This is a genomic window from Thermophilibacter sp. ET337, assembly GCF_024733715.1.
GTDB lineage: Bacteria > Actinomycetota > Coriobacteriia > Coriobacteriales > Atopobiaceae > Thermophilibacter.
The window spans coordinates 195,461-221,138 of record NZ_JANRHO010000001.1 but is presented as its reverse complement, the minus strand read 5'-3'; the positions used below and the strand labels follow the sequence as shown (position 1 = coordinate 221,138).

The 25,678-nt window shown below is 68.3% G+C and carries 22 protein-coding genes; 11 read left to right on the top strand and 11 right to left on the bottom strand.

Annotated elements, in window-relative coordinates; genetic code table 11:
• Positions 1-203 precede the first annotated feature (203 nt).
• Positions 204-1,061, top strand: a complete 858-nt coding sequence (locus tag NW198_RS01035) for an AraC family transcriptional regulator (RefSeq protein WP_087313447.1) — start codon at positions 204-206, stop codon at positions 1,059-1,061.
• A gap of 185 nt (positions 1,062-1,246) precedes the next feature.
• On the top strand, positions 1,247-2,083 hold the full coding sequence (locus NW198_RS01030) for a histidinol-phosphatase HisJ family protein (RefSeq protein WP_258339663.1): 837 nt from the start codon (positions 1,247-1,249) through the stop codon (positions 2,081-2,083).
• Between the two features lie 53 nt (positions 2,084-2,136).
• Here the strand turns inward: NW198_RS01030 and NW198_RS01025 are convergent, their stop codons facing one another.
• From NW198_RS01025 to NW198_RS00990, 8 genes are all read right to left on the bottom strand, one after another.
• Positions 2,137-2,865: a MurR/RpiR family transcriptional regulator gene (locus tag NW198_RS01025; protein WP_258339662.1), complete on the bottom strand. Its 729-nt coding sequence runs from the start codon at positions 2,863-2,865 to the stop codon at positions 2,137-2,139.
• A 6-nt stretch (positions 2,866-2,871) separates the two neighbouring features.
• Positions 2,872-3,012, bottom strand: a complete 141-nt coding sequence (locus NW198_RS01020) for a hypothetical protein (RefSeq protein ID WP_258339661.1) — start codon at positions 3,010-3,012, stop codon at positions 2,872-2,874.
• On the bottom strand, positions 3,009-3,779 hold the full coding sequence (locus NW198_RS01015; protein ID WP_258339660.1) for a tyrosine-protein phosphatase: 771 nt from the start codon (positions 3,777-3,779) through the stop codon (positions 3,009-3,011). Before NW198_RS01015 ends, NW198_RS01020 begins: the two co-directional genes overlap by 4 nt.
• A gap of 81 nt (positions 3,780-3,860) precedes the next feature.
• A complete protein-coding gene (gene ligA, locus NW198_RS01010) occupies positions 3,861-6,026 on the bottom strand; it encodes an NAD-dependent DNA ligase LigA (RefSeq protein WP_258339659.1) in 2,166 nt (721 codons plus the stop codon).
• Between the two features lie 143 nt (positions 6,027-6,169).
• Complete coding sequence (locus tag NW198_RS01005) at positions 6,170-7,591, bottom strand: 6-phospho-beta-glucosidase (protein WP_258339658.1); 1,422 nt, start codon at positions 7,589-7,591, stop codon at positions 6,170-6,172.
• Positions 7,592-7,682: 91 nt separating this feature from the next.
• Positions 7,683-8,906, bottom strand: coding sequence for an MFS transporter (locus tag NW198_RS01000; RefSeq protein ID WP_258339657.1), 1,224 nt, complete (start codon positions 8,904-8,906; stop codon positions 7,683-7,685).
• A gap of 343 nt (positions 8,907-9,249) precedes the next feature.
• On the bottom strand, positions 9,250-11,826 hold the full coding sequence (locus tag NW198_RS00995) for a heavy metal translocating P-type ATPase (protein WP_258339656.1): 2,577 nt from the start codon (positions 11,824-11,826) through the stop codon (positions 9,250-9,252).
• A gap of 84 nt (positions 11,827-11,910) precedes the next feature.
• Entirely contained in the window at positions 11,911-12,222 is a 312-nt protein-coding gene (locus NW198_RS00990) for a metal-sensing transcriptional repressor (protein ID WP_087313462.1), read from the bottom strand.
• Positions 12,223-12,501: 279 nt separating this feature from the next.
• On the opposite strand from NW198_RS00990, the gene NW198_RS00985 reads away from it, so the two are divergent.
• Positions 12,502-13,053 (top strand): GNAT family N-acetyltransferase, encoded by a 552-nt coding sequence (locus tag NW198_RS00985; RefSeq protein WP_087313464.1) that lies wholly within the window; start codon positions 12,502-12,504, stop codon positions 13,051-13,053.
• 39 nt (positions 13,054-13,092) lie between these two features.
• On the opposite strand, the gene NW198_RS00980 is transcribed toward NW198_RS00985, so the two are convergent.
• Positions 13,093-13,287, bottom strand: a complete 195-nt coding sequence (locus NW198_RS00980) for a hypothetical protein (RefSeq protein WP_087313466.1) — start codon at positions 13,285-13,287, stop codon at positions 13,093-13,095.
• Between the two features lie 401 nt (positions 13,288-13,688).
• On the opposite strand from NW198_RS00980, the gene NW198_RS00975 reads away from it, so the two are divergent.
• The 8 genes from NW198_RS00975 (at position 13,689) to pflA (ending at position 23,911) form a co-directional block, all read left to right on the top strand.
• Positions 13,689-14,942 (top strand): hypothetical protein, encoded by a 1,254-nt coding sequence (locus NW198_RS00975; protein WP_087313468.1) that lies wholly within the window; start codon positions 13,689-13,691, stop codon positions 14,940-14,942.
• Between the two features lie 47 nt (positions 14,943-14,989).
• Complete coding sequence (locus tag NW198_RS00970; protein WP_258339655.1) at positions 14,990-16,225, top strand: iron-containing alcohol dehydrogenase; 1,236 nt, start codon at positions 14,990-14,992, stop codon at positions 16,223-16,225.
• 160 nt (positions 16,226-16,385) lie between these two features.
• Positions 16,386-17,030 (top strand): DedA family protein, encoded by a 645-nt coding sequence (locus tag NW198_RS00965; protein WP_087313472.1) that lies wholly within the window; start codon positions 16,386-16,388, stop codon positions 17,028-17,030.
• A gap of 194 nt (positions 17,031-17,224) precedes the next feature.
• The gene (locus tag NW198_RS00960; protein ID WP_258339654.1) at positions 17,225-19,711 is read left to right on the top strand and encodes a glycoside hydrolase family 3 C-terminal domain-containing protein; all 2,487 of its coding nucleotides are present in this window, start codon (positions 17,225-17,227) and stop codon (positions 19,709-19,711) included.
• 51 nt (positions 19,712-19,762) lie between these two features.
• Positions 19,763-20,254, top strand: coding sequence for a GtrA family protein (locus tag NW198_RS00955; protein WP_258339653.1), 492 nt, complete (start codon positions 19,763-19,765; stop codon positions 20,252-20,254).
• A gap of 234 nt (positions 20,255-20,488) precedes the next feature.
• On the top strand, positions 20,489-22,576 hold the full coding sequence (gene pflB / locus NW198_RS00950; RefSeq protein WP_258339652.1) for a formate C-acetyltransferase: 2,088 nt from the start codon (positions 20,489-20,491) through the stop codon (positions 22,574-22,576).
• Between the two features lie 77 nt (positions 22,577-22,653).
• The gene (gene grcA3, locus NW198_RS00945) at positions 22,654-22,950 is read left to right on the top strand and encodes an autonomous glycyl radical cofactor GrcA3 (protein ID WP_258339651.1); all 297 of its coding nucleotides are present in this window, start codon (positions 22,654-22,656) and stop codon (positions 22,948-22,950) included.
• 148 nt (positions 22,951-23,098) lie between these two features.
• Positions 23,099-23,911, top strand: coding sequence for a pyruvate formate-lyase-activating protein (pflA, locus tag NW198_RS00940; protein ID WP_204204588.1), 813 nt, complete (start codon positions 23,099-23,101; stop codon positions 23,909-23,911).
• A 19-nt stretch (positions 23,912-23,930) separates the two neighbouring features.
• Here pflA and NW198_RS00935 read toward each other — a convergent pair whose 3' ends face one another.
• Both NW198_RS00935 and NW198_RS00930 read right to left on the bottom strand, forming a co-directional pair.
• Positions 23,931-24,959 carry a 3-deoxy-7-phosphoheptulonate synthase gene (locus NW198_RS00935; protein WP_087313483.1) on the bottom strand — a complete coding sequence of 343 codons (1,029 nt, stop codon included), beginning with the start codon at positions 24,957-24,959 and terminating at the stop codon, positions 23,931-23,933.
• Positions 24,960-25,350: 391 nt separating this feature from the next.
• Positions 25,351-25,674, bottom strand: coding sequence for a DUF6054 family protein (locus NW198_RS00930; RefSeq protein WP_239386561.1), 324 nt, complete (start codon positions 25,672-25,674; stop codon positions 25,351-25,353).
• Between the last annotated feature and the right edge of the window lie 4 nt (positions 25,675-25,678).

Sequence of the window (25,678 nt, the reverse complement as noted above, 5' to 3'; positions counted from 1 at the left end):
GTTTTTGTTTCCGCAGGTCAACGAGTTATCCAGGTCTCCCGTGAAACAGAAATCGATTCCATATTTGCTCAGATTAATTTGCCTTTATGCGTCTTCTTATCAAAACATGTATAGCTGGAATGCGTTATACTGTGCAAAATGCGTCATACGTCTGAGCGCACCCTCGGCCGCTCGGCACGGCCGACGCGAGGAAGGGGCGGGAGATGCCCGCGCACGAGCTTGAGTTCTCGACGTTTCCCAGCGGTCACTACGTCGACCTGATGCCGTACCAGTACGGCCGGGAGACCTGCACGCCCGGCCACGCCTTCGGGCCCGCACGGCGCAGCCACTTTCTCTTCCACTACATCATCTCCGGGCGCGGCCTACTCATGTCCACGGACGACAAGGGCGCCAAGGCCGACCACCGCCTCGGCGAGGGCGAGGGGTTTCTCATCTTCCCCGACCAGGTCAACACCTACGTGGCGGATCTCGACGACCCCTGGGAGTACGTCTGGGTGGAGTTCGACGGCATCCACGTGAGAGACGACCTCGAGGCCGTCGGGCTCACGCCCTCCTCCCCCGTCTACCGCTCGCGCTCCAGCGAGCTGCGCGACCTCATGGTCGACGAGATGCGCCACCTCGTGAGCAACCGGGACGCCTCGCCGCTGCACCTGATCGGCCACACCTACCTCTTCCTTGACTATCTGCTGCGCTCCGCCGACCACCCAGCGGAGCAGGTGACGGGCAAGCTTCAGGGCTTCTACATCCGCGAGGCAGTGGACTTTGTCAAGGAGCACTACCAAGACGACATCACCGTCGAGGACATCGCCAGGCGCACCGGCCTCAACCGCAGCTACTTTGGCAAGGTCTTCAAGGCGGCCACGGGCAAGTCGCCGCAGCAGTACCTCATCGGGTACCGCATGTCCAAGGCCTCCGAGCTGCTCAAGCTCACGTCGCTGCCGGTGGCCGAGGTGGGGCGCGCCGTGGGCTACCCCAACCAGCTGCACTTCTCGCGCGCGTTCAAGGGAGCGTACGGCGTGTCGCCGCGCGAGTGGCGCCGCCGCAACGCCCTGACCCTGTGAGCCGGCCACCTGCACGTTGGGGACAGTCCCCAACGTGCTGCTAATTGGGGACTGTCCCCAACGTTCAGGTCCGAGCCGAACGTCCCGGCGCGCGGGCCTGCGCGGGGCCCGTGCCGAGAAAAACGTCCGATTGCTGCCGCTACGGGCGGGCGGCCGATATACTGGCGGCGAGAGAAAGGACTCCCATGCTCGCCGACTACCACGTTCACACAGGCTTCTCCGACGACTCCGTCTACCCGCTCGAGCAGGTCGCGCGCGACGCGCTGCGCCTGAACCTCGACGAGGTCTGCTTCACCGAGCACGTGGACTACGGCGTCAAGCCCGAGTGGGACCAGCCGACCGGCGCGCGCTTCGAGGACGGGCACCCGGTCACCAACTGCGCCTACGACGCCTACCTGGCCGAGCTCGACCGCGTGCGCGACGAGCTGGGGGACCGCATCTGCCTGCGGGCGGGCCTGGAGCTGGGCGTGCAGCGACACACGCTGGGCGAGAACCGCGCGCTGCTCGAGCGGCTGACGGGACGGCTCGACTTCGTGATTCTCTCCATCCACCAGGTGCGCGACCTCGAGTTCTGGAACGGCGACTACCAGCGCGGGCGCACGCAAGAGCAGATCCACACCGCCTACTACGAGGAGATGCTCGCCGTGGCGGAGGCCTTCGACGGCTACTCCGTGCTCGGGCACCTCGACCTCATCCGCCGCTACGACCCCTTCGGCGACTACCCCTTCGAGCAGGTGCGCGACGTCGTGGCCGAGATTATGCGCCACGTGATCGCGGACGGCAAGGGCATCGAGGTCAACACGTCCGGCATCCGCTACGGCCTGGGGGACTTCCAGCCCAGCCGCGAGATCCTCGAGCTCTACCGCGACCTCGGCGGGCGCATCGTGACCGTGGGCTCTGACTCTCACACGCCCGAGCACCTAGGCTCCTACCTGCGCCTCGCGTACCGCGAGCTCGCCGAGCTCGGCTTTGAGGGCGTGTGCACGTACGAGAAGGGCGAGCCGCGCCTCGTGCGCCTCTGACGGCACTTGACAATGACGTCAGGTTATATTGTCAAGTTGACAATGGCGTCAGGTTATATTGTCAAGCCGCCGGAGCAGCCGCCCATCGCGACGATGCGGTCGTAATAGCCCAGACGGCGGGCGAGGCTGGCGTCGAAGTCCTCCACGAAGCAGCGCGCGAAGAGTGCGTCCAGCACGAAGAGCAGCGAGAGCCCCGTGCCGAAGGGCGAGACCTTGCGCGCGTGATCCTCGTCCGGGGAGAGCGCGAGCTTGACCGTCGCGAACTCGTCGAGGGGCGTGGGCGCGGCCGACGCCACCAGCACGACGGGCACCCCGCGCCCCGCGAGCTCCCGCGCCGCCGGGCGCGACACGAACCCGCGGCCGCCAAAGGAGACCAGGACCACCACGTCCTTCTCGCCCGCAGAGGCCGCCGCGAGACGCTGCTCGTACTCGTCCACCGGCACGCTCACCGCACGCCCCACCTCGGCCATCTGAAAGCGGAAGTTCTGGGCGAAGGCGACGTTTCCGGCCGTGGCGAGCACCGTCACATGCTCCGCACCCCACACGAGCGCCGCCGCGCGGTCGAGCGCGGAGGGGCCCAGCACGTTTGCCGTGGAGGCGAGCGTCTGCGCCAGGTCCTTCTCGATCGCCTCGATGACCTGGGCCCCGTCTTGGCCGGCACGCACCGGGAAGTTGACGTCCACGCCGGCGCTCTCGCGCCTGAAGTCCGCGAGCGCGCTCGCCACGCGCACGCGGAGGTCCGCCAGGCCCGGGCAGCCGAGCTTCTCGCAGAGCCGGTACACCGTCGACTATGAGACGTGCGCCCTCGAAACGAGCTGCTTGGAGCCTTCGGCGAGAAACGCCTCGGGGTCGGCGAGGATGACGTCGGCCAGGGCGCGCTCGCCGTCCGAGAACCCCTCCCCCATCCGCAGGCGAGTGAGGACGTTCATCGCGGCGCCCCCTCGAGGCAGCGGCCGCGCAGCTCGGCGACGTCGGCGTCGCTCACGCCCAGCGCGTCATGCACGTAGCCCATCACGCCGCCGAACTCGCGCGTCACCGCGGCCACCGCCGCGCGAATGAAGCGCAGGTTGGCGTCGGTGCGCTCGTCGGCCGGGTCGGGGTTGAAGCGGTTGGTGGCGAGATAGTCCCCCTCGACCGCCTCCCAGGGCACGCCGAGGGCCGCCTCCACGAGCATGCTGCCCATGCCGCAGCGGTCGCGCCCGAAGTGGCAGTGCCACAGGACCGAGCCGTCCGTGGTCTCCAGCACGCAGCGCAGCAGCGCGCGATAGGCCTCGATGCCGGACTCCCCCAGCAGGATGTGCGGGTAGACCATCTCCATGAAGCGCGCAGGGTCTCCGTCGTCTGCGCGCGCGGCTTCCAGCTGGGCGCGGGCCTCGGCGTTCTGCGAGATGCCGGCGACCGTGCCTCTGAGCGCGTCGGCGTGCACGTAGCGGACGCCGGGCAGGCTTTCCACGCCGTCCGGGTACTCCGCGAGCTCGTCCTCGCCGCGCAGGTCCACGACCGCGCGCAGGTGGTAGTCCTCGATGAGCCGGCGGCGGTCCGCCGTGGTGGCAAAGTAGAGCGTGCCCGAGCGCAGAAGCAGGCCCGGGCGCACGCGCCGACCGTCGGCCGCGGGCAGCCCGCCCAGGTCGCGCGTGTTGGGCAGGCCCTCGAAGTCGATGCGGCCAAAGTTGGGCCGGGCGTCCGTGAATTGCATGAGAACCTTTCGTCGTCTGTGAATTGGGGACAGTCCCCAATTTACATAAAACTTTTGTGTGAATTGGGGACTGTCCCCAATTTACAGAGTCGCCGGAGGCTCGCCGGTCTCGAGGATCTGCTCGAGGGCCGCCTCGTCGAGCACCGGCACGCCGAGGCTCTCCGCCTTCGTGAGCTTGGAGCCGGCCGCCGCGCCCGCCACCACGTAGCTCGTCTTCTTGGAGACCGAGCCCGTGACCTTGGCGCCGAGGGCCTCGAGGGCGGCCTTGGCCTCGTTTCGCTTGAGACGCTCGAGCGTACCCGTGAGCACGAAGGTGAGCCCCGAGAGCGTCTGCGGGCGCTCGGGCTCCGCGCGCTCATCCTCGAGCACCACGCCGGAGGCACGCAGGCGCTCCACGACGGCCACGTTCTTCTCGACCGAGAAGAACCCGCGCACGCTGGCGGCAATCTTGGGGCCGATGCCGTCCACCGCGGCGATGTCCTCCTCGGTGGCCGTCGCGAGCGACTGCATGGACCCAAAGTGCGTCGCGAGCTGACGCGCGACCGTGGCGCCCACGTGGCGGATGCCCAGGCCAAACAGGACGCGCGCCAGGCCGCGGCGCTTGGACTCGGCCACCTGTGCCATGATCTTGGCCGCGATGACCGGGCCGATCACGATGTCGGAGCCGTCCATGGCCTGCCGTCCGGTCCAGACCTCCGCGAGGTCCTTCTCGGTGAGCCTGTCATAGAAGTCCGCCACGTCCGCGAGCAGCCCCTGTTCGACCATGCGTGCCACGATCTCGTCGCCCAGGCCGTCGATGTCCATCGCGTTGCGGCTGCCCCAGTGGATGAGGCGCTCCACGGCCTGCGCGGGGCAGTCGATGGAGACGCAGCGGTAGGCCACCTCTCCCTCCTCGCGCACCACGGGGCTGCCGCAGGAGGGGCAGGTCTTTGGCATGCGGAACTCGGGCGCGCCGACCGGGCGCAGCTCCAGCACCGGGCCCACGACCTCGGGGATGACGTCGCCGGCCTTGTGGACCACGATCGTGTCCCCCACGCGGACGTTCTTGCGCTCGATCTCGTCCACGTTGTGCAGGGTGGCACGCGCGATCGTGGAGCCGGCCACCGTCACGGGGTCGAACTCGGCCACGGGCGTGAGCACGCCGGTGCGTCCCACCTGCACGCGAATCTCGCGCAGGACGGTGCGCTTCTCCTCCGGCGGGAACTTGAACGCGATGGCCCAGCGCGGCGCGCGCGCCGTGAAGCCGAGCGCCGCCTGGCTCGCGAAGGAGTCCACCTTCACGACCACGCCGTCGATGTCGTAGTCCAGCTCGTCGCGATGCGCGAGGGCGTTCTCGCAGTAGGCGTGGACCTCCGCGGCGCTCATGCAGCGCGCGGCGCGGTCGTTCACGGCAAATCCGCAGTCGCGCAGCCACTGGAGGAAGTCCCACTGGGTGTGGACGTCGATCGGAGCCTCGTCGGCCACGGCGTAGATGAAGGTCTCGAGGTCACGATGTGCCGTCACCTTGGGGTCCTTCTGGCGCAGGCTCCCCGCGGCGGCGTTTCTCGGGTTGGCGAAGGGCGCGGTGCCGGCGGCGTCGGCGGCCTCGTTCAGGCGCGCGAAGGAGTGGCGCGGCATGTAGACCTCGCCGCGGACCTCCACCGAGCGGCCCAGGCCCCCCTCGGTCAGGCGCGCGAGGCCGGCCGGGGCGAGCGCGCGGGGCACGTCGGCGATCGTGAGCACGTTGGCGGTCACGTTCTCTCCGGTCGTGCCGTCGCCGCGCGTGGCGGCCCGAACGAACTGCGCGTCCGCGTAGGTGAGCGCCACGCCCAGGCCGTCGATCTTGAGCTCGCAGGTGTAGGCGGCCGGGTGATCCGGCGTGGCGCCGAGGGCCTCGTCGGTGCGGGCGAGCCACTCGTCGAGCTCGGCGAGGTCCATCGCGTCGTCCATCGAGTACATGCGCGCCGCGTGCGTGACGGGCTCGAACTGCTCGGACACGTAGCCGCCCACGCGCTGGGTGTAGCTCTCGGTCGTGACGAGCTCGGGGTGGGCTGCCTCCAGGGCGAGCAGCTCCTGGAGCGTGCGGTCAAACTCCGCGTCGCTCATCTCCGGGCGGTCGAGCGCGTAGTAGGCGTAGGCCGCGTGGCTGAGGATGCGGTTGAGCTCGGCGTGCCGGGCGCGCGGCGGCTGCGGGGCGGCCACGGGCTCCACCGGGGCGTCATCGCCAAACAGTGACGCCTGGACCTGCACGTTCTTCTCGTCTGCCATGGGAGCTCCTTGCCAGCCTCGCGGTTCTTCTCGGCCCATCATGGTAGCGCATGGACGCGTGGCCGCCGACCACGCGACGCGGCGCCTCCGGGCCCCGTTGCCGCGAGGGGCCCGGGCCCGAAGGCGCGCGGCGGATGCCGTTCCTACGCCAGGTCCTCCCCGTTGGAGGCGATGACCTTCTTGTACCAGGCAAAGCTCTTCTTGCGCGAGCGCGCGAGCGTGCCGTTGCCCAGGTTGTCGCGGTCCACGTAGATGAAGCCGTAGCGCTTCTTCATCTCGCCGGTGCCGGCGGAGACGAGGTCGATCGGGCCCCACATGGTGTAGCCCATCAGCGGCACGCCGTCCTCCTCGACCGCGAGCCGCATCTGCTCGATGTGGTCGCGCAGGTAGTCGATGCGGTAGTCGTCCTCGACGTAGCCGTTCTCGTCCGGCTCGTCCACGGCGCCCAGGCCGTTCTCCACCACGAAGAGCGGCTTCTGGTAGCGATCGTAGATCTCGTTGATCGTGGTGCGGAAGCCCTTGGGGTCGATGGGCCAGCCCCACTGGGTCTCCTCGAGGTAGGGGTTGCGCGCGCCCATGAAGAGGTTGCCCTCGACCTGCTCGGCCGGGTCGGTGGAGACGCAGCGCGTGTTGTAGTACGAGAAGGACACGAAGTCCACCGTGTGAGCGGCGAGGATCTCCTCGTCACCGCGCTCCATCTTGGGCATGACGCCCTTGCGCTCGAGGCGCTTGAGCGCGTAGGGCGGGTAGGCGCCGCGAGCCTGGACGTCGATGAAGAAGTAGTTCTCGCGCGCGTACTCCATGGCCGCCCAGACGTCGTCGGGGCTGCAGGTGCGCGGGTAGACCGAGCCGGAGGCCAGCATGCAGCCGACCTTGTTCTCGGGGTCGACCTCGTGGGCGATCTTGGTGGCCAGGGCGCTCGCCACAAGCTCGTGGTGGGCCGCCTGGTACTTGATGGCGTCGTGGTCCTCGCCCGGCTCGAAGCAGATGCCCGCGCCCATGAACGGCGCGTGAAGGATCATGTTGATCTCGTTGAACGTGAGCCAGTAGCGGACGAGCCCCTTGTAGCGCGTGAAGAGCACGCGGCAGAGGCGCTCGTAGAACTCGATCATCTTGCGGTTGCGCCAGCCGCCGTACTCCTCGATGAGGTGCATCGGGCAGTCGAAGTGCGTGATCGTGACGAGCGGCTCGATGTTGTGCTCGCGGCAGCAGCGGAAGAGGTCCTCGTAGTAGGCCAGGCCCTCCTCGTTGGGCTCGAGCTCGTCGCCGTTGGGGAAGATCCGCGTCCAGGCGATGGACAGGCGGTAGCACGTGAAGCCCATCTCAGCGAAAAGCGCGATGTCCTCGCGATAGCGGTGGTACATGTCGATGGCGCCCTTGGCCGGGTAGAAGTGCTCGTCGTCAAAGGCGAACATCTTGCGCTCGCCGGTCACCACGGCCGCGCGGTCCGGGCCCACCGGCGCCACGTCGACGTTCGCCAGGCCGCGCCCGCCCTCGTCGAAGCCGCCCTCGCACTGGTTTGCGGCCGTCGCGCCGCCCCACAGAAAGCCCTCGGGAAAGCCCATGAGTAGCTCCTCTCTGTCCGGTTGCCCGCCCGTGCGGGCCTCTATGCCTAGTGTGACGCAAGTGAGCCGCGAGTTCGCCGGAAAAGGCTCGCTATCGCGCGCGACGATCCAGTGCGGCCAGCGCTCGGCCGCCGAGGACGAGCTGGCCCGCGAGCACGACGGCCGCGACGGCCCACAGCAGCGGGTAGCCTCCCGCCGCCACGAGCTGGCCGCCGAGGGCGCTGCCCACGCCGCCGCCCGCAAAGACGCCGAGGCCGATGAGGCCCGTGCAGAGCCCCGTCTGCGCGGGGTCCGCGTCCATGGAGAGCGAGACCAAGGTGGGCTGCGTGAGGATGTAGCCAAAGCCCAGGGCGCCCGCCGCGAGCAGCGCCGGCGCCCACGAGCCCGTGACGCTCACCGCGAGCAGCGCCGCGATGGCCACAAGGCCGGAGGCCTCGCCCACGTAGACGACGCCGCGCGGGCCATGGGCCGCGCCGATGCGCCCGGAGACGGTGCCGCCCACGAGGCACATCACGCCGTAGAGCATCATGATGAGCCCCGCCTGCGTGGAGCCGAGGCCGCAGCGCTCGGCCAGGAACGTCCCCATGAAGCCGTAGACGCCCAGGAAGACGAGACCCGTGGTGCAGGCCACGAGGTACACGGTGCGATGGGAGCCAAAGAAGATGCGCGCGGCGCGCGCGAGGAAGGGGCCGGTCGGGGCGGAGGGGTCGACGGCCTCTGCCCGCGCGCGTGGCGAGGCGTCCGCGGTGCCTCCGCACGTCGCGGGAAGCCGCCACAGGAGGGCAAGCGCCACGAGCGCCAGCACGCCGAAGCACGCGAAGGCGGCGCGCCAGCTCATGAGGTCGCAGATGATGCCTCCCAGACCCGAGGAGAGTCCCTGCCCGGTGAAGGTGATGCCCATGAGCACGCCCACCGCGGCGCCTCGACGCTCCGGGCCCACCACGTCGCCGACGAGCGCCTGGGAGACGGCAATGATGCCCGCCGCAAAGCAGCCCGTGAGCACGCGCGCCGCCACCAACAGCGGCAGCGTGGGCGCCACGGCGCAGAGAAACGTCCCCGCGGCGAGTCCGGCCACGATCACGTGGAGCACGCGCAGACGGCCAAAGCGGTCGCCCAGCGTCCCGCACACGGGCTGGAGCAGCCCGTAGGGCACGAGGTAGGCCGTGAGCACGATGGCGGCGGCAGACGCGGCCACGCCCAGCGCGTTTGCGATGGCGGGCAGCGCCGGCGAGACGAACCAGTTGTCTGCGGCAGAGACGAGCCCGCAGAAGCCCAACGTGTAGACCACACGCTTCTGCTCGGAAGTGAGATTCATCGTCAGTCCTTCGTGACGCCCGGTCAGCGGCCGGACCATTGTATGACTTCGTCGGCGCTGGGCAGCGCCGGTCTTGCGTCGGGCCGGCTTCAGATCGAGGGTCCTGGCGGCCCCGCCCCTGCAATTCTTGCCTTCGATCCATATCCGGCGGGCTCGCGGAACAAAACCCGCCTTCGATCCATGAGTTTTCAGCGCCACATGCGGACGGCCCCGCGCATCGTCCCAGTTGGCCGTTGCGCGGGGCCGTCGAAACGGCGAAAAAGTCCCAAAATCGTATGGATCGAAGCGCGGTTTTGTTCCGCAGTTCCGCCGGATATGGATCGAAGACCGGTTTTGCAGACGATTACGCCACAGCGGCCTCGTACCCGGCGTCGACGACGGCCGCCACGAGGGCCTCGTCGGCCACGGAGTCGGCGGCCTCGACCGTCGCGGTGCCCGCCTCGAGGCTCACGTCCACGGAGCTCACGCCTTCGACGCCCTCGAGCGCCTTCTTCACGTGCGCGACGCAGTGCTGGCACATCATGCCGGTCACGTTCAGGGTCTTGGTCATGGTGGGTTCCTTTCTCTCGGCTGATTCGACGACGTCAACGGACACGCTCTCTATCTCGACGACGGCAGGCGCCGCCGGCGTTACCCGCTCGCCGGGCTTCCAGGTGCGAAGCCGCAGCGCGTTGCTCACCACGAAGACGGACGAAAAGCCCATGGCCGCAGCGCCGATCATCGGGTTGAGCGTGACTCCCCACGGCGAGAGCGCCCCGGCTGCCACGGGGATGCAGATGGCATTGTAGAAGAGCGCCCAGAAGAGGTTCTGCTTGATGTTTCTCATCGTGGCGCGGGAGAGCTCCATGGCGGTGGCCACGTCGGCGGGGTCCGATCGCATGAGCACCACGTCGGCCGAGGAGATCGCGACGTCCGTGCCGGCGCCGATGGCCACGCCCACGTCCGAGCGGGCGAGCGCCGGCGCGTCGTTGATGCCGTCGCCGACCATGGCCACGACGTGCCCGGCCTCCTGCAGCTCGCGGACCTTGGCCTCCTTCTGCGCGGGCAGCACGCCGGCGATGACCTCGTCCACGCCCACCTGGCGCGCGACCGCCGCGGCGGTGCGCTCCTGGTCGCCGGTGAGCAGCACCGTGCGGGCCCCCATCGCGCGCAGCCTCGCGATCGCCGCGGCGCTCGTGGGCTTCACGGGGTCCGCCACCGCGATCATGCCCAGGGCGCGTCCGTTCGCAGAGAAGAAGAGCGGCGTCTTGCCGTCGTCGGCGAGCGCCTCTGCCGCGGAGGCGAGCTCGCCGAGCGCCACGCCACGGGCGGCCATGAGCCTCGCGTTGCCCGCCAGCACCGGGGTGCCGTCCACGAGCGCGGAGAGCCCGCCGCCCGGGACCTGCTCGAAGCGCTCCACGCGCGCTCCCCCATCGGCGCCCGGGCACCGCTCGTCCGCATACGCGCAGATCGCGCCGGCTAGCGGGTGCTCGCTCTTGCGCTCGAGTGCGGCGGCCGCGCGCACGAGGTCCCTCTCGGAGACGCCCTCGACGAGGCGAACGTCGGTCACGCGGGGCTCGCCGGCGGTGACGGTGCCGGTCTTGTCCAGCACAATGGCATCCACCCTGCAGGCGGTCTCGAGCGACTCGGCGGACTTGATGAGGATGCCGTTGGCCGCGCCGCGACCGGTTCCCACCATGATGGCCGTGGGCGTGGCCAGGCCGAGCGCGCACGGGCAGGAGATCACGAGGATCGAGATGGCGTGCGTGAGCGCCGTGGCCACGTCACCCGCGAGCGCGAGCCACGCCACGAACGTCACAGCCGCGATGACGATGACCACCGGAACGAAGACACCCGCGATCTTGTCCGCCATGCGCTCGATGGGCGCCTTGGAGCTCGTGGCCTCGTCCACGAGGCGGATGATCCCGGCGAGCGTTGTGTCGTCGCCGACGGCGCGCGCCTCCACGGCGATCCATCCGCGCGTCGAGACCGTGGCACCGGTCACATGGTCGCCCGGGCCCAACTCCCGAGGCACGGACTCGCCCGTGATGGCCGACTCGTCGACGGCGGCCGCCCCCTCGAGCACGACGCCGTCCACCGGGATGGAGGCGCCGGCCCGCACGATCACGCGCTCCCCCACGCGGACGTCCTCGGTGGGGACCTCCACCTCCGCGCCGTCGCGCACGACGACGGCCGTCTTGGGCGCGAGGTCCATGAGGGCGGCGATGGCGTCGGTCGTGCGGCCCTTGGCGCGCGCCTCGAAGAACTTGCCCAGCGTGATGAGGGTGAGGATCATGCCCGCGGAGTCAAAGTAGAGGTTGTGCGCGGCGGCGTGCAGCGTCACCGCGTCTCCGGAGCCAACGGCCCACGCCATGCGATAGAGCTGAGCCACCGACCATGCCGCCGAGGCCGCCGAGCCCAGCGCGATGAGCGAGTCCATGTTGGGCGCGCGGTGCGCCAGCGTCTTGAAGCCGGTGATGAAGTAGTGCCGGTTGACAAACAGGATCGGCGCGCAGAGCAGAAGCTGCGTGAGGCCCTGGGCCATGAGGTTGGCCTCCCCCGCCAGGAAGGGCGGCTGCGGCCAGCCAAACATCGGGCCCATGGCGACGTAGAAGAGCGGCACCGAGAAGACCGCCGAGACCACGAGCTGGTCGCGCTTCTCGCGGATGGCGCGCTCGGCGGCCGCGCCCGGTCGCTCCTCCTTTGCCGCGGCGCCCTTCTCGCCCGCGCGGGACCGGCGCTCGGCGCCGTAGCCGGAGCGCTCGATGGCCTCCACCACGGCGGCGGCCGTCTCGGGCGAGCCGTCGTAGTCGAGCTCCATCGAGTTCTTGAGCAGGTTCACGTTGGCGCAGGCCACGCCGGGCACCTCACCCGCCGCCTTCTGCACGCGCGCCGAGCACGCCGCGCAGGTCATGCCCGTTATGTCAAAGGTCTCCCTCATCGCCGCCTCCGTCTGCGAGTTGGGGACAGTCCCCAAATTACAGAAAACTTTTATGTGAATTGGGGACTGTCCCCAACTTGCAGGTCACATGAACTTGCGGAAGAGGTCCATGACCTCGTCGGTGACCTCGGTGTCTCCCGCCTGGATGCGCTCGACCACGCAGGTCTCCAGGTGGTCGCGCATGACCTCGCGCGAGATGGCCTTCACGGCTGACTCTACGGCCGCGAGCTGCGTGAGGACCTCGCCGCAGTAGCGGTCCTCCTCCACCATGGCCCGAATGCCGTTGAGCTGGCCGATGGCGCGGTTGATCCGCCGCGTGACGTCGCGCTTGAGCTCCGGCGCGCGCGGCGTGTGCTTGAGCGCCCCGCAGTGCGGGCAGGCGTCCTTCTCGTCCATGCGGCTCCCTTCTATACCCTGTGGGGGTATCACTTGCTGAGAAGTGTATACCCCATAGGGGTACCTGTCAAACGGAGGACCCGGGCGTTGTACGCAGCTGCAGTCGTTGTGTACAGTCACGGGCGTTGTGTACACTGCTGCTGAACCGCGGTTCTTCTCGCCACCACGTCTACCAGCGGTTTTGCTGAGAAGAACCTCGGATCAAACTTGCAATTGCGTACACACCGCCGAGAAGTGCGCACATCGCGGTCGGAAAAGGTCCCAAACAAGGAGGTCGCCATGCAACTTGAGACGCCCCGCCTCATCCTGCGACCTTGGCAGGAGTCGGACGCGCCCGCCCTGTTCCGCGTGGCCAGCGACCCCGAGGTCGGCCCGCGCGCCGGCTGGACCGCGCACGAGAGCGTCGAGGAGAGCCTCCAGATCATCCGGACCATCCTTGGCGCCCCGGAGACTTACGCCATCGTGCTCAGGGGGCGCGATACGGAGGACCCGGTGGGGTCGGTCGGCCTCATGATCGGCGAGGCGTCGACCCTGGCGAGCGGCAGTCGCGAGGCGGAGATCGGCTACTGGCTGGCGCGCGACCACTGGGGCCGGGGCTACATGCCGGAGGCGGCGGGCGCCCTCATCGAGCATGCCTTCTCCGACCTGCACCTTGACATGGTGTGGGCGGGCTACTACGAGGGCAACGAGCAGAGCCGTCGCGTGCAGGAGAAGCTCGGCCTTGCGCCGAGCCACGTCCACACGGCCTCGGCGCCGCGCCCAATCGACGGGTGCACCCGCGTGCACGTCACGCGCCTCACGCGGGAGGCATGGGAGGCTCGGCGCGCCTGACCCGACGAGTCGCACAGCCCCTGACGGCGCCCGCGGAGACTACGAGCGGCGAGCGAGCCCCATGCCGGCGAGGGTCATCACGAGCGCCCCGGCGGTGGCGACCACGCTGGAGGCACACGGCTGCAACATCATGAGCACGATGCCGAGAAGAACGCACGTGCCGCAGAGCAAGGCGCACAGCAGCCCAAGTCTGCGCAGGTAGGAGGCATCTCGTCCCAGCAGGCTCTCGAACATGGCACACCTCCGGCTTATCGTGGGCGAACTTTGGGTCCAAGATAGCCGGCAAGCGTAAGCGCCCGGTAAGCGCCGTGGCAGGTTCGTGCACGGAAGTTGGGCGGTCTTCGCGCAGCGTCGCATGACCGGGCGGTCGCGTGGCCATCCCAACGGCGACGCCCTGAGCGATGCCCCACCAATGGCTCAAATCGCCCCGTCTGACGCCGCCCGCCCTCCCGCTCGTCGCGCTCCGCCGCCCAGGCGCAGGGTCCGACCGCCTGCCGAGAATAACGCGGGTCTCGCACTGCGGCGGCCTCCCATGACCTGCGCGTGTCAGCTCCCCGGGGGACCCCTGGCAGACGCGGGGCCAGCTCCGGGGCGTAGGCTTCCCGCAACCGTTTGCTTGATGCGAAGGAGCCGCCATGAACAGGGACCTCAACCAGACGCTCAACTGCCTCTTCACGCTCGCTCTTCTCGTCCTCAACCGGGAGGAGGACGCCTGGCGCGACAGCTCGCCCGCCTACTCCCGGCAGATGAGGGAGGCCACGCTCGTCACCCTGCGCGACTACGGCCTCGTCAACTACGCGGACGGCAGCGATGGCGTCTTCGTGACCGAGGAGGGCAAGCGCGAGGCGCTCGGGGTGATCAAGTACCTCCAGCTCGCACTCGGACCCGCCCTCGGCGCCACGCACGACGAGATCAGGGGCTCCTGGCCGCGTCTGTTCGCCGACCAGTCCTCCGCGGGCGCGGGCCCGCTCACGATGTCCGAGTTCGTGGCGGCGGTCGCGCCCGGCGGCAGGCTCCCGAGTCCGGCGGGCACGCCCTTCTCGCCCACCGTGCTCGCCGACCCGCCCGCCTCCTACCATCGCGACCAGGCAAGCGAACAGTCGCTTCTGCTCCACCTGCAGCTCGCCCTCAACGAGCGAGGCTCCTACTGCGGGTACTTTGGCGGCTTCTACGGCGAGGCGTACGGGAGCCGCGGCCTCGCCCCGTGCTGGAGAAAGGTCGTGGTGCCTGCCGGGCTCACCTTCCTGGACCTGCACCTCATCATCCAGCGCTGCCTCAGCTGGACGGACGAGCGACCGTTTGGCTTTCTGCTCTCCACCAGTCGGGGCAACCTGCTGATCGGCGAGCCCGACGTGCGCGGCGCCATCGCGCGGCCCCAGACGCGCAAGAAGAAGTTCATGGAGGTGAGGGCCTCGACGATGCGCCTGGGCGACGTCTTCCCGCGGACCCACGAGGCGACCTACGCCTACGGGGAGGGGGCGCCCTGGGAGGTGGCCATACGCGTCCTCGAGACGCACGACGGCCTCACGGGCCTGGGGCCGCAGCTCATCGACGGCGTGGGGGACGCGCCTCCCGAGTGGGTCGTGGGCGCGGACGGGTTTGCCGCGTTCGAGGACGAGCTCTACCGCAGCAGCCGCAACGTCATCCGGGCGCTCTCCGAGGCGTCCGAGAAGAACTTCGCGCCATTTGCCCTCGGGGTCGCGCGGGAACGGCTCGCCGGCTTCGAGCAGGACCGTGCCCGCTGGCAGACGCTTCTCGACGATCTTGCCGAGAAGGGCGCACCCCCGCAGCTCGACGACGATGATGACCTCAGCCGCTTTGCCGGCTACGAGACCTGCGAGGATCCCGTCGAGCTTGACGACGACGCCTACGACGATCTCCCCCGGTAGGGCCCCGACGCGGTAAGCTCTTCTCGGCATCCGTCGAAAGGACCCGCATGAACGACTTCACGTTCCTCCTCCCCACCAAGTTCGTCTTTGGTCGCGGCGTCACCGACCGCGTGGGCGCAGAGCTCGCCGCCGCGGGCTACCGTCACGCGCTCGTGATCTACGGGCAGGGCTCGGTCATCCGCACCGGCACCCTCGACCGCGTGCTCGCCACGCTCGACGCCGAGGGCATAGAGCACACCGAGCTCGGCGGCGTCCGGCCCAACCCCGAGGTCGGCCTCGTGAGGGAGGGCGTGGAGCTCGCGCGAGCATGCGGGGCGGACCTCGTCCTCGCCGTGGGCGGCGGCTCGGTCATCGACACCGCCAAGGCCGTCGCCGTGGGAGTCCCCTACGAGGGCGACGTGTGGGACCTCTTTGCCAAGCGCGCGAAGATCGTCGCCGAGGGCAAGCTGCCCGTGGCGTGCGTGCTCACCATCCCCGCCGCGGGCTCCGAGTCCTCGGCGAGCTGCGTCATCTCCAACGACGAGCTCAAGCTCAAGCGCGGGCTCTCGAGCGAGCTGCACCGCCCGGTCGTGGCCTTCATGGACCCCGAGCTCGCCTTCACCCTGCCCGCGTACCAGATCGCTGCCGGCGTCACGGACATGATCGCCCACATCATGGAGCGCTACTTCTCGAGCGTGGGCCCGGTCCCGGTGACCGACAACATCGCCTGCGGCATCATCCACGCGCTCGTCGAGGAGGCGCCGCGCGCCCTCGCAGACCCGCGCGACTACGACGCGCAGGCCAACATCATGTGGGCGAGCACCCTTGCGCACAACGACATCGCCGGCGTGGGGCGCAACGCCGTTGCCGGCGGGCGCGCGGGCGGCTGGGAGTGCCACGGTCTCGAGCACGAGCTCTCCGCTCACCACACCGGCATCACCCACGGCGCCGGCCTCGCCGTGGTCTTCCCCGCGTGGATGCGCTACGTGTGGCGCAGCGCCCCGGAGCGCTTCCTGTCCTTCGGCCGCTCCGTCTTTGGCATCGAACCGGTGGACGCGGAGGCAGACGGCGTGGACGTCACGCCCGAGGAGGCCGTCGCGGACGCCGTGACCGCCACGATCGACGAGCTGCAGGCCTTCTTCGTCTCGATGGGCATGCCGCGCACCCTCGGCGAGCTCGGCGTCACGGCAGACGACATCCCCGCCCTGCTCGAGACCCTCGAGCAGAACAAGGGCGCCAGGTTCGGCGACCTCCAGCCCCTCACGATGGACGACGCCCGCGCGATCTACGAGTCCTGCCTGTAGCGGGCGGCGCGCCCTTCTCGCCCGGCGTTGAGTGGGCCGGCAGCCGACGTCCCAAAGCGTCCGCGGCCGGCCCGCACTTCTGTTCATACCTTGATTTTCCCCCTCCACGCCCCCGCCCGGCGATAATGGAAACGTTGTGCCGCCTCGACAAGGGAGTCCCATGGAGGACCTGTTCACCAACCTCATCAGCCAGTTCGGCTACATCGGCGTATGGTTCCTCATCTTCTTCGAGAACGTCTTCCCGCCCATCCCGAGCGAGCTCATCCTGCCGCTCTCGGGCTTCTTCACCACCACGACCGACCTCACGCTCCCCGGCATGATCATCGCCGCGACCGTGGGCTCGATCACCGGCGCCTACATCCTCTACGGCGTGGGCCGCATCCTCTCGCGCGAGCGCCTCATGACCTTCTTTGGCACGCGCCCGATGCGCCTTTTGGGCTTCAAGCCCGAGGACATCTCGAGCGCCGTGGACTGGTTCGACCGCAAGGGCCAGGTCACGGTCCTCATCTGCCGCTGCATCCCCGTGGTGCGCAGCCTCATCTCCATCCCCGCCGGCACCGCCAAGATGAACGTCCTCAAGTTCTCGCTCTACACACTCCTGGGCTCCGCGGTGTGGAACACCGTGCTCTGCTCGCTCGGCGCCGCCGCCGGCAGCGCGTGGGAGACGGTCACCGAACAGGCCGAGTGGGTCTCCGACGTGGTCAAGTACGTGATCATCGCCATCGTCGTCGTGGTGGTCATCTTCTGGGTGGTCAAGCGCATCATCCCTGCCCTGCGCGAGGGCACAGGCGAGAAGGACGCGTAGATCGCCAGACCCGCCGCACCCAAGAGACCCCGGTGCCAGACATGCGCCGAGCGAGAGCCGGCGGCGAGCGTCTCACTGCCAAACGTCGCGCCACCCGCCAAACGTGTCGCGTAGCGCGCTGATTGTGTCACGGCGCCGCCTCCCCCTCCCCGACCCCCTATCATCGACGGTAGGGACCGCCCGGAGGAGGACGCATGAGGCACGCAGACATCATCGCCAAGCTCACGCTCGAGCAGAAGTGCGTCTTGCTGCAGGGCGCCAAGCCCTTCGGCACCTGGCCGCTCGATCGCGCGGGAGTCCCGCAGATGGAGTTCTCGGACGGCCCGTCCGGCGTGCGCCACCAGGCCGGCGAGCACGCCGACCACCTGGGGCTCTCCGGATCGGAGCCCGCCACCTGCTTCCCCACTGCCGTGACCATGGCAAACACCTGGGACGAGGAGCTCGAGGAGCGCGTCGGCGCGGCAATGGGCCAGGAGGCCGCCGTCCAGAAGGTGGGCACGCTGCTCGCGCCGGGACTGTGCATCAAGCGCAACCCGCTCTGCGGCCGCAACTTCGAGTACTTCTCAGAGGACCCGCTGGTCTCCGGCAAGATGGCCGCCGCCTTCGTTCGCGGCGTCCAGTCAAACGGCATCGCCGCCTGCCCCAAGCACTTTGCCGTGAACAGCCAGGAGACGCGCCGTCAGGCGTCCGACTCCGTGCTGGACGAGCGCACGCTGCGTGAGATCTACCTCGCGGGCTTTGAGACCGTGGTGCGCGAGAGCGCGCCCCAGACCATCATGACCTCCTACAACCTCGTGAACGGCACCTATGCCAACGAGAACAAGCACCTGCTCAAGGACATCCTGCGCGACGAGTGGGGCTTCGACGGCGCCGTCGTCACGGACTGGGGCGGCTCCAACGACCACGCGGCGGGCGTGGCGGCGGGCTCCACCTTTGAGATGCCGGCGCCGGGCCTCGGCGAGGCGCGCCAGCTCATCGAGGCCGTCCGCTCCGGCAGGTTGGCCGAGAAGGACGTGGACGAGCGCGTCGACGAGGCCATCGAGCTCGTGCTCGCCACGCGCGCCGGCCTGGAAGCGGCGCCGGCGGCCTTTGACGCCGAGGCCCACCACGCCCTCGCCCGCGAGGCCGCCGCGGAGGGCTGCGTCCTGCTCAAGAACGAGGGAGGCCTCCTGCCGCTCGCGCCGCGAACCCGCGTGGCCCTGATCGGCGACTTTGCCAAGACGCCGCGCTATCAGGGCGCCGGCTCCTCCGCCGTCAACAGCACGAAGGTGGTCAGCCTGCTCGAGGCGATGGGCGAGACGGACCTCGAGCTCGTGGGCTACGAGCCCGGCTTCGAGCGCCACGGCGGCGAGAGCCGAGCCAAGCTCGACGCCGCGGTCGACCTGGCACGCCGCGCCGAGGTGGTGCTTCTGGCCCTCGGCCTCGACGAAGTCGCCGAGACCGAGGGGGCGGAGCGCCGCACCATGGCGCTCAACGCCAACCAGGTCGAGCTGCTTCACGCCGTCGCGCAGGTGAACCCGCGCATCGTGGTCCTGCTCTCCGCAGGCTCCTGCGTCGAGACGGACTGGGTCTCCGACGCCCCCGCGATCCTCTACTGCGCGCTCGGCGGCCAGGCAGGGGCAGGCGGGGCGCTCGACGTCGTGACGGGCGCCGTCTGCCCCTCGGGCAAGCTCACGGAGACCTGGCCGCGGCGCCTGGCGGACGTCCCCTCCTCCGCGAGCTACCCCGCCGAGGGCCTGCGCGCGGAGTATCGCGAAGGCCTCTACGTGGGGTACCGCTACTTCCAGACGGCGCACGTACCCGTGGCCTTCCCGTTTGGCTTCGGCCTCTCCTACACCAACTTTGCCTACTCCGACCTCAAGGCCACCGATCACGGCGCGACCTTCACGGTCACCAACACGGGCTCGTGTGCTGGTGCCGAGGTGGCCCAGCTCTACGTGGCCAAGCCCGAGCACGAGGTCTTCCGCCCGGAGCAGGAGCTCAGGGGCTTTGCCAAGGTGGAGCTCGCCCCGGGAGAGTCCCGGACCGTGGAGATCGCCCTCAACGAGCGGGCCTTCTCCTACTTCAACGTTGCGACCGGGCGCTGGGAGGTCGAGGGGGGCACCTACGAACTGCGCGTCGGCGCGTCGAGCGAGGACGTCCGCCTCGTTGGCCGCGTGACGCTTGCCGGAACGGGTGCGCCCGACCCCTATGCGGACGTCGACGTGACGCCATACGAGACGGCCCGCGTGAAGCACGTGAGCGACGCGAGCTTCGCCGCGCTTCTCGGCCGCCCCGTGCCCGACGACGCTCCGCGCATAGAGCCCAACATGTGCTTCCGCGACCTCAACCACGGACGCTCCGCCATCCTCTGGGCAGTGTGGCTGGTCCTGAGGTCGCGCGTGCGCGCCATGGAGCGCAGCGGGGTCTCCGACATCAACACCCTCTTCATCTGGAACATGCCCCTGCGCGCCATGGGCATCATGACGGGCGGCATCACCGACAAGGGCGTGGTCGACGCGCTGCTGCGCGAGGTCCGCGGCTTCGGCTGGGGCGGCGCCGTCCTTCTCGTCCTGGCTCTCGCGCTGGGCTGGGGCCCGCTGGTCGGGTGCCTGCTGTGGCTCGCGTGGATCGTCGTGCCCCTCGTGGGGGCGGTTCTCCTCAACCTCGTCCGCAACGCCGCCCTTGCCCGCAAGCTCTAGACGTGGCAAAGGGGCAGTCCCTTCGTCACACTACGAAGGAAGGATCGCATCATGAGCTTCAAGAGCTGGACCGAGAATCACCAGGGCATCTGGGAGTTCATCAAGTTCAACGTCCTCTCCAACATCTCGACCATCGTGCGCATCGCGCTGACCGCCGCGGGCACCGCGATCTTCGTCGACGCGCTCGGCCTCACGCAGCCGTTCCAGCTCCTGTTCTTCGACTATCGCGACACGGGCGTCGGCGCCTTCGTGACGTTTCTCATCGCCGAGGTCATGGCGCAGGTCGTGAACTTCTTCGTGCAGATGAAGTGGGTCTTCAGGTCCGACGCCTCCTTCCGCGACACCGCCTGGAAGTACGCGGTGCTCGCCGTGCTGATCGTGGTCGTGAACCTGCTGCTGCCCAACTACGTCATGAGCTTCTGTCAGCAGAGCCTCGGCATCGACGCCACGCTCGCCGGCACCATCGCCTCGGTCGTGAACACCCTGCTCGCCGTGGTGGTGAGCTTCCCGGTCCTCAAGTTCTGGATCGCGCCGGGCAAGTAGGCGCCGGCCGCCGCCCGCAGCCGGGTTTGGGCACGAGCCCGGTATAGCCGCATACCACTACAGGTTGATGCCAGAGGTTCTTCTCGGCACAAGATGCTGTGTTTTACTGTGTAGTTTGCAAGGTGACAGCCTAGGCTAACTTATTCTCATCACAAATCCTTGACACATCTGGTAGTTTGAAGTGTGCCGTTACCCAAACGGCGACACAACGACCACGTCAAAGGAGCGTGAGCAGTGAGTCAGGAAGCATGGCAGGGCTTTGTGGGTGGCAACTGGGAGCACGAGATCGACGTTCGTGACTTCATCCAGAAGAACTACACCCCCTACGACGGCGACGAGTCCTTCCTCGCCGGCCCCACGGAGAACACGACCAAGCTCTGGGATGAGGTCATGGACCTCTTCCAGCAGGAGCGCGAGGCCGGCGGCGTCCTCGACATGGACACCGACCTCGTCTCCACGATCATCTCCCACCCCGCGGGCTACATCGACCAGGGCCTCGAGAAGATCGTGGGCCTTCAGACCGAGAAGCCGCTCAAGCGCGCCCTCATGGTCAACGGCGGCATCCGCATGGCCGTTGCCGCGTGCAAGCAGAACGGCTACGAGGTCGACCCGGAGATCGTGAACATCTACACGAACTACCGCAAGACCCACAACGCCGGCGTCTTTGACTGCTACACGCCCGAGATGCGCGCGTGCCGTCACAGCCACATCATCACCGGCCTGCCCGACGCCTACGGCCGCGGCCGCATCATCGGCGACTACCGCCGCGTCGCCCTCTACGGCGTCGACCGCCTCATCGAGGAGAAGAAGGCCGAGCACGCCGGCACCCAGAAGACCATGAACGAGGCCACCATCCGTCACCGCGAGGAGCTCGCGGAGCAGATCCGTGCCCTCCAGGAGCTCAACCAGCTCGGCAAGATCTACGGCTTCGACATCTCCAAGCCGGCCAAGAACTTCCAGGAGGCCGTGCAGTGGCTGTACTTCGGCTACCTCGCCGCGGTCAAGGAGCAGAACGGCGCCGCCATGTCCATCGGCCGCAACTCCACGTTCCTGGACATCTACGCCGAGCGCGACCTCAAGAACGGCACGCTCACCGAGGCCGAGGCGCAGGAGATCATCGACCACCTGGTCATGAAGCTCCGCATGGTCAAGTTCGCGCGCACCCCCGAGTACAACGAGCTGTTCTCCGGCGACCCGCAGTGGGTCACGGAGTCCATCGGCGGCATGGGCGTCGACGGCCGCTCCATGGTCACCAAGACCGCCTTCCGTTACCTCCACACCCTCGAGAACATGGGCACCAGCCCCGAGCCCAACCTCACGGTGCTCTGGTCCACGCGCCTGCCCGAGGCCTTCAAGCGCTACTGCGCCAAGATCTCCATCACCACCAGCTCCATCCAGTACGAGAACGACGACCTCATGCGCGTCTACCACGGCGACGACTACGCAATCGCGTGCTGCGTGTCCTCCATGCGCATCGGCAAGGAGATGCAGTTCTTCGGCGCCCGCGCCAACCTCGCCAAGTGCCTCCTGTACGCCATCAACGGCGGCCGCGACGAGAAGACCGGCGAGCAGGTCGGCCCGAGGTTCCGTCCGGTTGAGGGCGACTACCTCGACTACGACGACGTCATCATCAAGTACCGCGACATGATGCAGTGGCTGGCCGAGGTCTACGTCAACTCCCTCAACATCATCCACTACATGCACGACAAGTACTGCTACGAGCGCCTGCAGATGGCCCTGCACGACGAGCACGTCCACCGCTGGTTCGCCACGGGCATCGCCGGCCTCTCCGTCGTGGCCGACTCCCTCTCCGCGATCAAGTACGCGAAGGTCAAGGTCATCCGCGACGAGACCGGCCTCGTGACCGACTACCAGGTCGAGGGCGACTTCCCCAAGTACGGCAACGACGACGACCGCGTGGACCAGATCGCCCACGACGTGGTCGAGGTCTTCATGAAGTACGTCCGCGAGACCGACACCTACCGCAACTCCGTTCCCACGACCTCGATCCTCACGATCACCTCGAACGTGGTCTACGGCAACGCCACCGGCAACACGCCCGACGGCCGTCGCGCCGGCGAGCCGTTCGCCCCGGGCGCCAACCCGATGCACCGTCGTGACACCCACGGCGCCGTCGCCTCGCTGGCCTCCGTCGCCAAGCTCCCGTTCAAGGACGCCCAGGACGGCATCTCCAACACGTTCTCCATCGTTCCCAACGCCCTCGGCAAGGATGGCGAGGTCATGTTCGGCGAGCTCGACCTCGACGCTCTCGGCGTTGACATCCAGATCGAGAACCCGGCCCCGGACTGCGGCTGCTGCTAGACCTGTAAGTTGGGCGCAGCCCCCAATTTGCAGATTCGGTAATTGTCACCGTCTGAGTGGCAATTATCGAGTACACTGTGAGAAAAAGGGGGTCGCCCCTCGCGGGCGACCCATACGAGAAAGGAACTCACATGAGCGCTTCTGCCGAGCAGGTCGATAACCTCGTCAGCATGATCGACGGCTATGTCGAGGAGGGCGGCCACCACCTCAACGTCAACGTCTTCACCAAGGAGACCCTGCTTGACGCCCAGGCCCACCCCGAGAAGTACCCGCAGCTCACCATTCGCGTCTCCGGCTACGCGGTGAAGTTCAACTCCCTCACCAAGAAGCAGCAGGACGACGTCATCTCCCGTACCTTCCACGAGGCGATGTAAGGTCAACCTGACCTGTCCGTAAGGCGGGCGGGGAGGTTGCTTCGCAAAGTGCTTCGCGCCTCTGGCGCTCAGATACTTTGCTCCGCAACCTCCCCGCCCGCCTCTGTCTATCATGGTTGTATGACGAATCTGGGTGGAAGGTGCGGATGTGACTGTGGGAACCGAGGATCGTGCTCGCGACGTTGACGTGGGCGGAAGGGTGCACTCAACCGAGAGCTTTGGCACGGTGGACGGGCCCGGCACGCGGTTCGTGGTGTTCTGCCAGGGCTGCCCGATGCGCTGTCAGTACTGCCACAACCCCGACACCTGGGAGTTCGCCCGCGCCGACGGCACCGGTCCCGGCACCAGCGTGACCGTGGGCGAGCTGCTCGAGCGCTACGAGCGCAACCGCCCGTTCTACAAGCGCGGCGGCATCACCGTCACCGGCGGCGAGCCGATGGCCCAGCCCGACTTCGTCGCGGCGCTGTTCCGCGCCGCCCACGCGGCGCCGGCCGGGCGCATCCACACCTGCCTGGACACCTCCGGGGCAACCTACTCCGCCGCGGGCGCCGCGCGCTTCTCCGAGCTGCTCGACGCCACCGACATGGTGCTCCTGGACATCAAGACCTCCGACGCGGCTCGCCACGAGGAGCTCTGCGGCCTGCCCGCAAGCCATGCCCTCGAGCTCGGAGACGAGCTCGCGCGCCGGCGCATCCCCACGCTGATCCGCCACGTGGTCGTCCCCGGCATCACCGACTCCGAGGAGGAGGTCGCCGCAGTGGGCCGCATCATCGGGAACTGGGACAACGTCGTGGGGCTCGACCTGCTCCCCTACCACACGATGGGCAAGCCCAAGTACGAGAAGCTCGGGCTGGAGTACCCGCTCAAGGGCGTGCCCGCGATGAAGCCGGCGCGCGCCAAGGAGCTGCGCCAGATCGCACTCGACGCCCGCGCCGCCCGTCGCGCCGAGCGCGGCAGGTAGGCCGGACGCCCGGGCGTCGCTACGCGCGCTCGGCGATCTCCTTCACGAGGCGCTCGGTCTTCTCCCAGCCCAGGCACGCGTCCGTGATGGACTGGCCGTAGGTGGACCCGGTGACCGGCTGGTTGCCGTCCACGAGGTAGGACTCGACCATGAAGCCGCGCACGAGACGACGGATCGTGTCCGAACGGCTCATCGAGTCGAGGACCTCGTGGCAGATGCGAATCTGCTGGAACGGCCGCTTGCCCGAGTTGTCGTGGTTGCAGTCGATGACCGCGGCGGGGTTCTCAAAGCTCGCCGCCGTATACTTCTCCGCCAGGCGCTCGAGGTACTCGTAGTGATAGTTGGGGTAGTTGATGCCGTCGAGGCCCACGTAGCCACGCAGCACGGCGTGGGCGAGCGGGTTGCCCGTGGTCGAGACCTCCCAGTTTCGGAAGATGAAGGTCTGCGGCTGCTGGGCGGCATAGATGGAGTTGAGCATGACGTCGGTGGAGCCACCCGTGGGATTCTTCATGCCCACGGGCATGGGGACGCCGGAGGCCACCAGGCGGTGCTCCTGGTTCTCGACGGAGCGCGCGCCCACCGCGATGTATGCCAGAAGGTCGATGAGGTACTGGTAGTTGGTGGGATAGAGCATCTCGTCCGCGGTGAAGAGGCCCGTCTCCTCCACCACGCGCAGGTGCATGCGACGGATTGCCTTGACGCCCTCGAGCAGGTCGTCCGCCGCCTCCGGGTTGGGGTTGTGCAGCAGGCCTTTGTAGCCCGTGCCCTTGGTGCGCGGCTTGTTGGTGTAGACGCGCGGGATGACGACGAGGCGGTCCTTGACGGTCTCGGCGAGGGCGGCCAGGCGGGTGGCGTAGTCCAGCACCGAGTCCTCGCGGTCGGCCGAGCACGGGCCGATGATGAGCAGCAGGCGCTCGTCACGTCCGGAGAGAACGTCGGCGACGCTCCTGTCGAAGTCGGCCTTGCGGGCGGTCATCTCGGCAGAGAGCGGCATCTCGGCTCGAATGTCCTTGGGGATGGGCAGGAGACGCTTGAACTTCATGGACATGGGTACCTCCGGGCGTGTGAAACGTGCCCGTATAGTATCGCGCGCCCAGGGGCGCGCCGCAACGGAGCGTCACGCGCGGGCAATATCATGGCCACAGACGAGGCGCGATCGGCACGCTGCGGAAGGAGACTGCAAAAGCGCTCTACGATCCATATTCCGCTGCCCGTGAAAGCAAAAGCCGCCTTCGATCCATGGAAAAATCGGCCTCGGCGCCTTGCCGCAAACGCCTTCGAGGGCGTTTGCGCAGGATTCGCTCACCGGCAGCGTTCTCATGCCGGCCATATTGCCGAAAAACTCATGGATCGAAGCCCGCTTTTGTTTTCCGGAGCCGGCAAATATGGATCGGAGACCTGTTTTGCAGACGTGCCTGCCGCGGGAAAGGGCCGTCGCGCTACGCGTACCCCAGGTCGCGCATCTGTCGGCGGAAGTCCTCCTCGAAGTCCTGCCGCGCACCCCAGTTGAAGTTGAGCAGGCCGTCTCCGGCACCCGACGCCACCGCATCCACGCGCGAGGACTCGGCGTCGCCCGAGACCATGACCGTGAGGCTCGCAAAGCTCCCGATTCGCATGAAATACTTCTCCGCCACGATCACGCGCACGGAGCAGTCATCCCACGTGCGACCCATCTCGCCCGCCTGCTCCACGGTCGTGCCCAGACGCCCGATGGCCTGCGACGCCATGCTCGTCGCAGCGGAGACGCCGATCTTGGCGCTCATGCTG

Excerpts from the sequence above, each read along its gene's own strand:
- NW198_RS01020 (WP_258339661.1), bottom strand. The coding sequence starts at position 3,012 with ATGAACGTCCTCACTCGCCTGCGGATGGGGGAGGGGTTCTCGGACGGC.
- NW198_RS01030 (WP_258339663.1), top strand. The coding sequence starts at position 1,247 with ATGCTCGCCGACTACCACGTTCACACAGGCTTCTCCGACGACTCCGTC.
- NW198_RS00930 (WP_239386561.1), bottom strand. The coding sequence starts at position 25,674 with ATGAGCGCCAAGATCGGCGTCTCCGCTGCGACGAGCATGGCGTCGCAG.
- NW198_RS01000 (WP_258339657.1), bottom strand. The coding sequence starts at position 8,906 with ATGAATCTCACTTCCGAGCAGAAGCGTGTGGTCTACACGTTGGGCTTC.
- NW198_RS00955 (WP_258339653.1), top strand. The coding sequence starts at position 19,763 with ATGAGCTTCAAGAGCTGGACCGAGAATCACCAGGGCATCTGGGAGTTC.
- NW198_RS00975 (WP_087313468.1), top strand. The coding sequence starts at position 13,689 with ATGAACAGGGACCTCAACCAGACGCTCAACTGCCTCTTCACGCTCGCT.
- NW198_RS00980 (WP_087313466.1), bottom strand. The coding sequence starts at position 13,287 with ATGTTCGAGAGCCTGCTGGGACGAGATGCCTCCTACCTGCGCAGACTT.
- NW198_RS00985 (WP_087313464.1), top strand. The coding sequence starts at position 12,502 with ATGCAACTTGAGACGCCCCGCCTCATCCTGCGACCTTGGCAGGAGTCG.
- NW198_RS01015 (WP_258339660.1), bottom strand. The coding sequence starts at position 3,779 with ATGCAATTCACGGACGCCCGGCCCAACTTTGGCCGCATCGACTTCGAG.
- NW198_RS00990 (WP_087313462.1), bottom strand. The coding sequence starts at position 12,222 with ATGGACGAGAAGGACGCCTGCCCGCACTGCGGGGCGCTCAAGCACACG.
- NW198_RS00995 (WP_258339656.1), bottom strand. The coding sequence starts at position 11,826 with ATGAGGGAGACCTTTGACATAACGGGCATGACCTGCGCGGCGTGCTCG.
- NW198_RS01005 (WP_258339658.1), bottom strand. The coding sequence starts at position 7,591 with ATGGGCTTTCCCGAGGGCTTTCTGTGGGGCGGCGCGACGGCCGCAAAC.
- NW198_RS01035 (WP_087313447.1), top strand. The coding sequence starts at position 204 with ATGCCCGCGCACGAGCTTGAGTTCTCGACGTTTCCCAGCGGTCACTAC.
- NW198_RS00935 (WP_087313483.1), bottom strand. The coding sequence starts at position 24,959 with ATGTCCATGAAGTTCAAGCGTCTCCTGCCCATCCCCAAGGACATTCGA.
- NW198_RS00960 (WP_258339654.1), top strand. The coding sequence starts at position 17,225 with ATGAGGCACGCAGACATCATCGCCAAGCTCACGCTCGAGCAGAAGTGC.
- NW198_RS00965 (WP_087313472.1), top strand. The coding sequence starts at position 16,386 with ATGGAGGACCTGTTCACCAACCTCATCAGCCAGTTCGGCTACATCGGC.
- NW198_RS00970 (WP_258339655.1), top strand. The coding sequence starts at position 14,990 with ATGAACGACTTCACGTTCCTCCTCCCCACCAAGTTCGTCTTTGGTCGC.
- ligA (WP_258339659.1), bottom strand. The coding sequence starts at position 6,026 with ATGGCAGACGAGAAGAACGTGCAGGTCCAGGCGTCACTGTTTGGCGAT.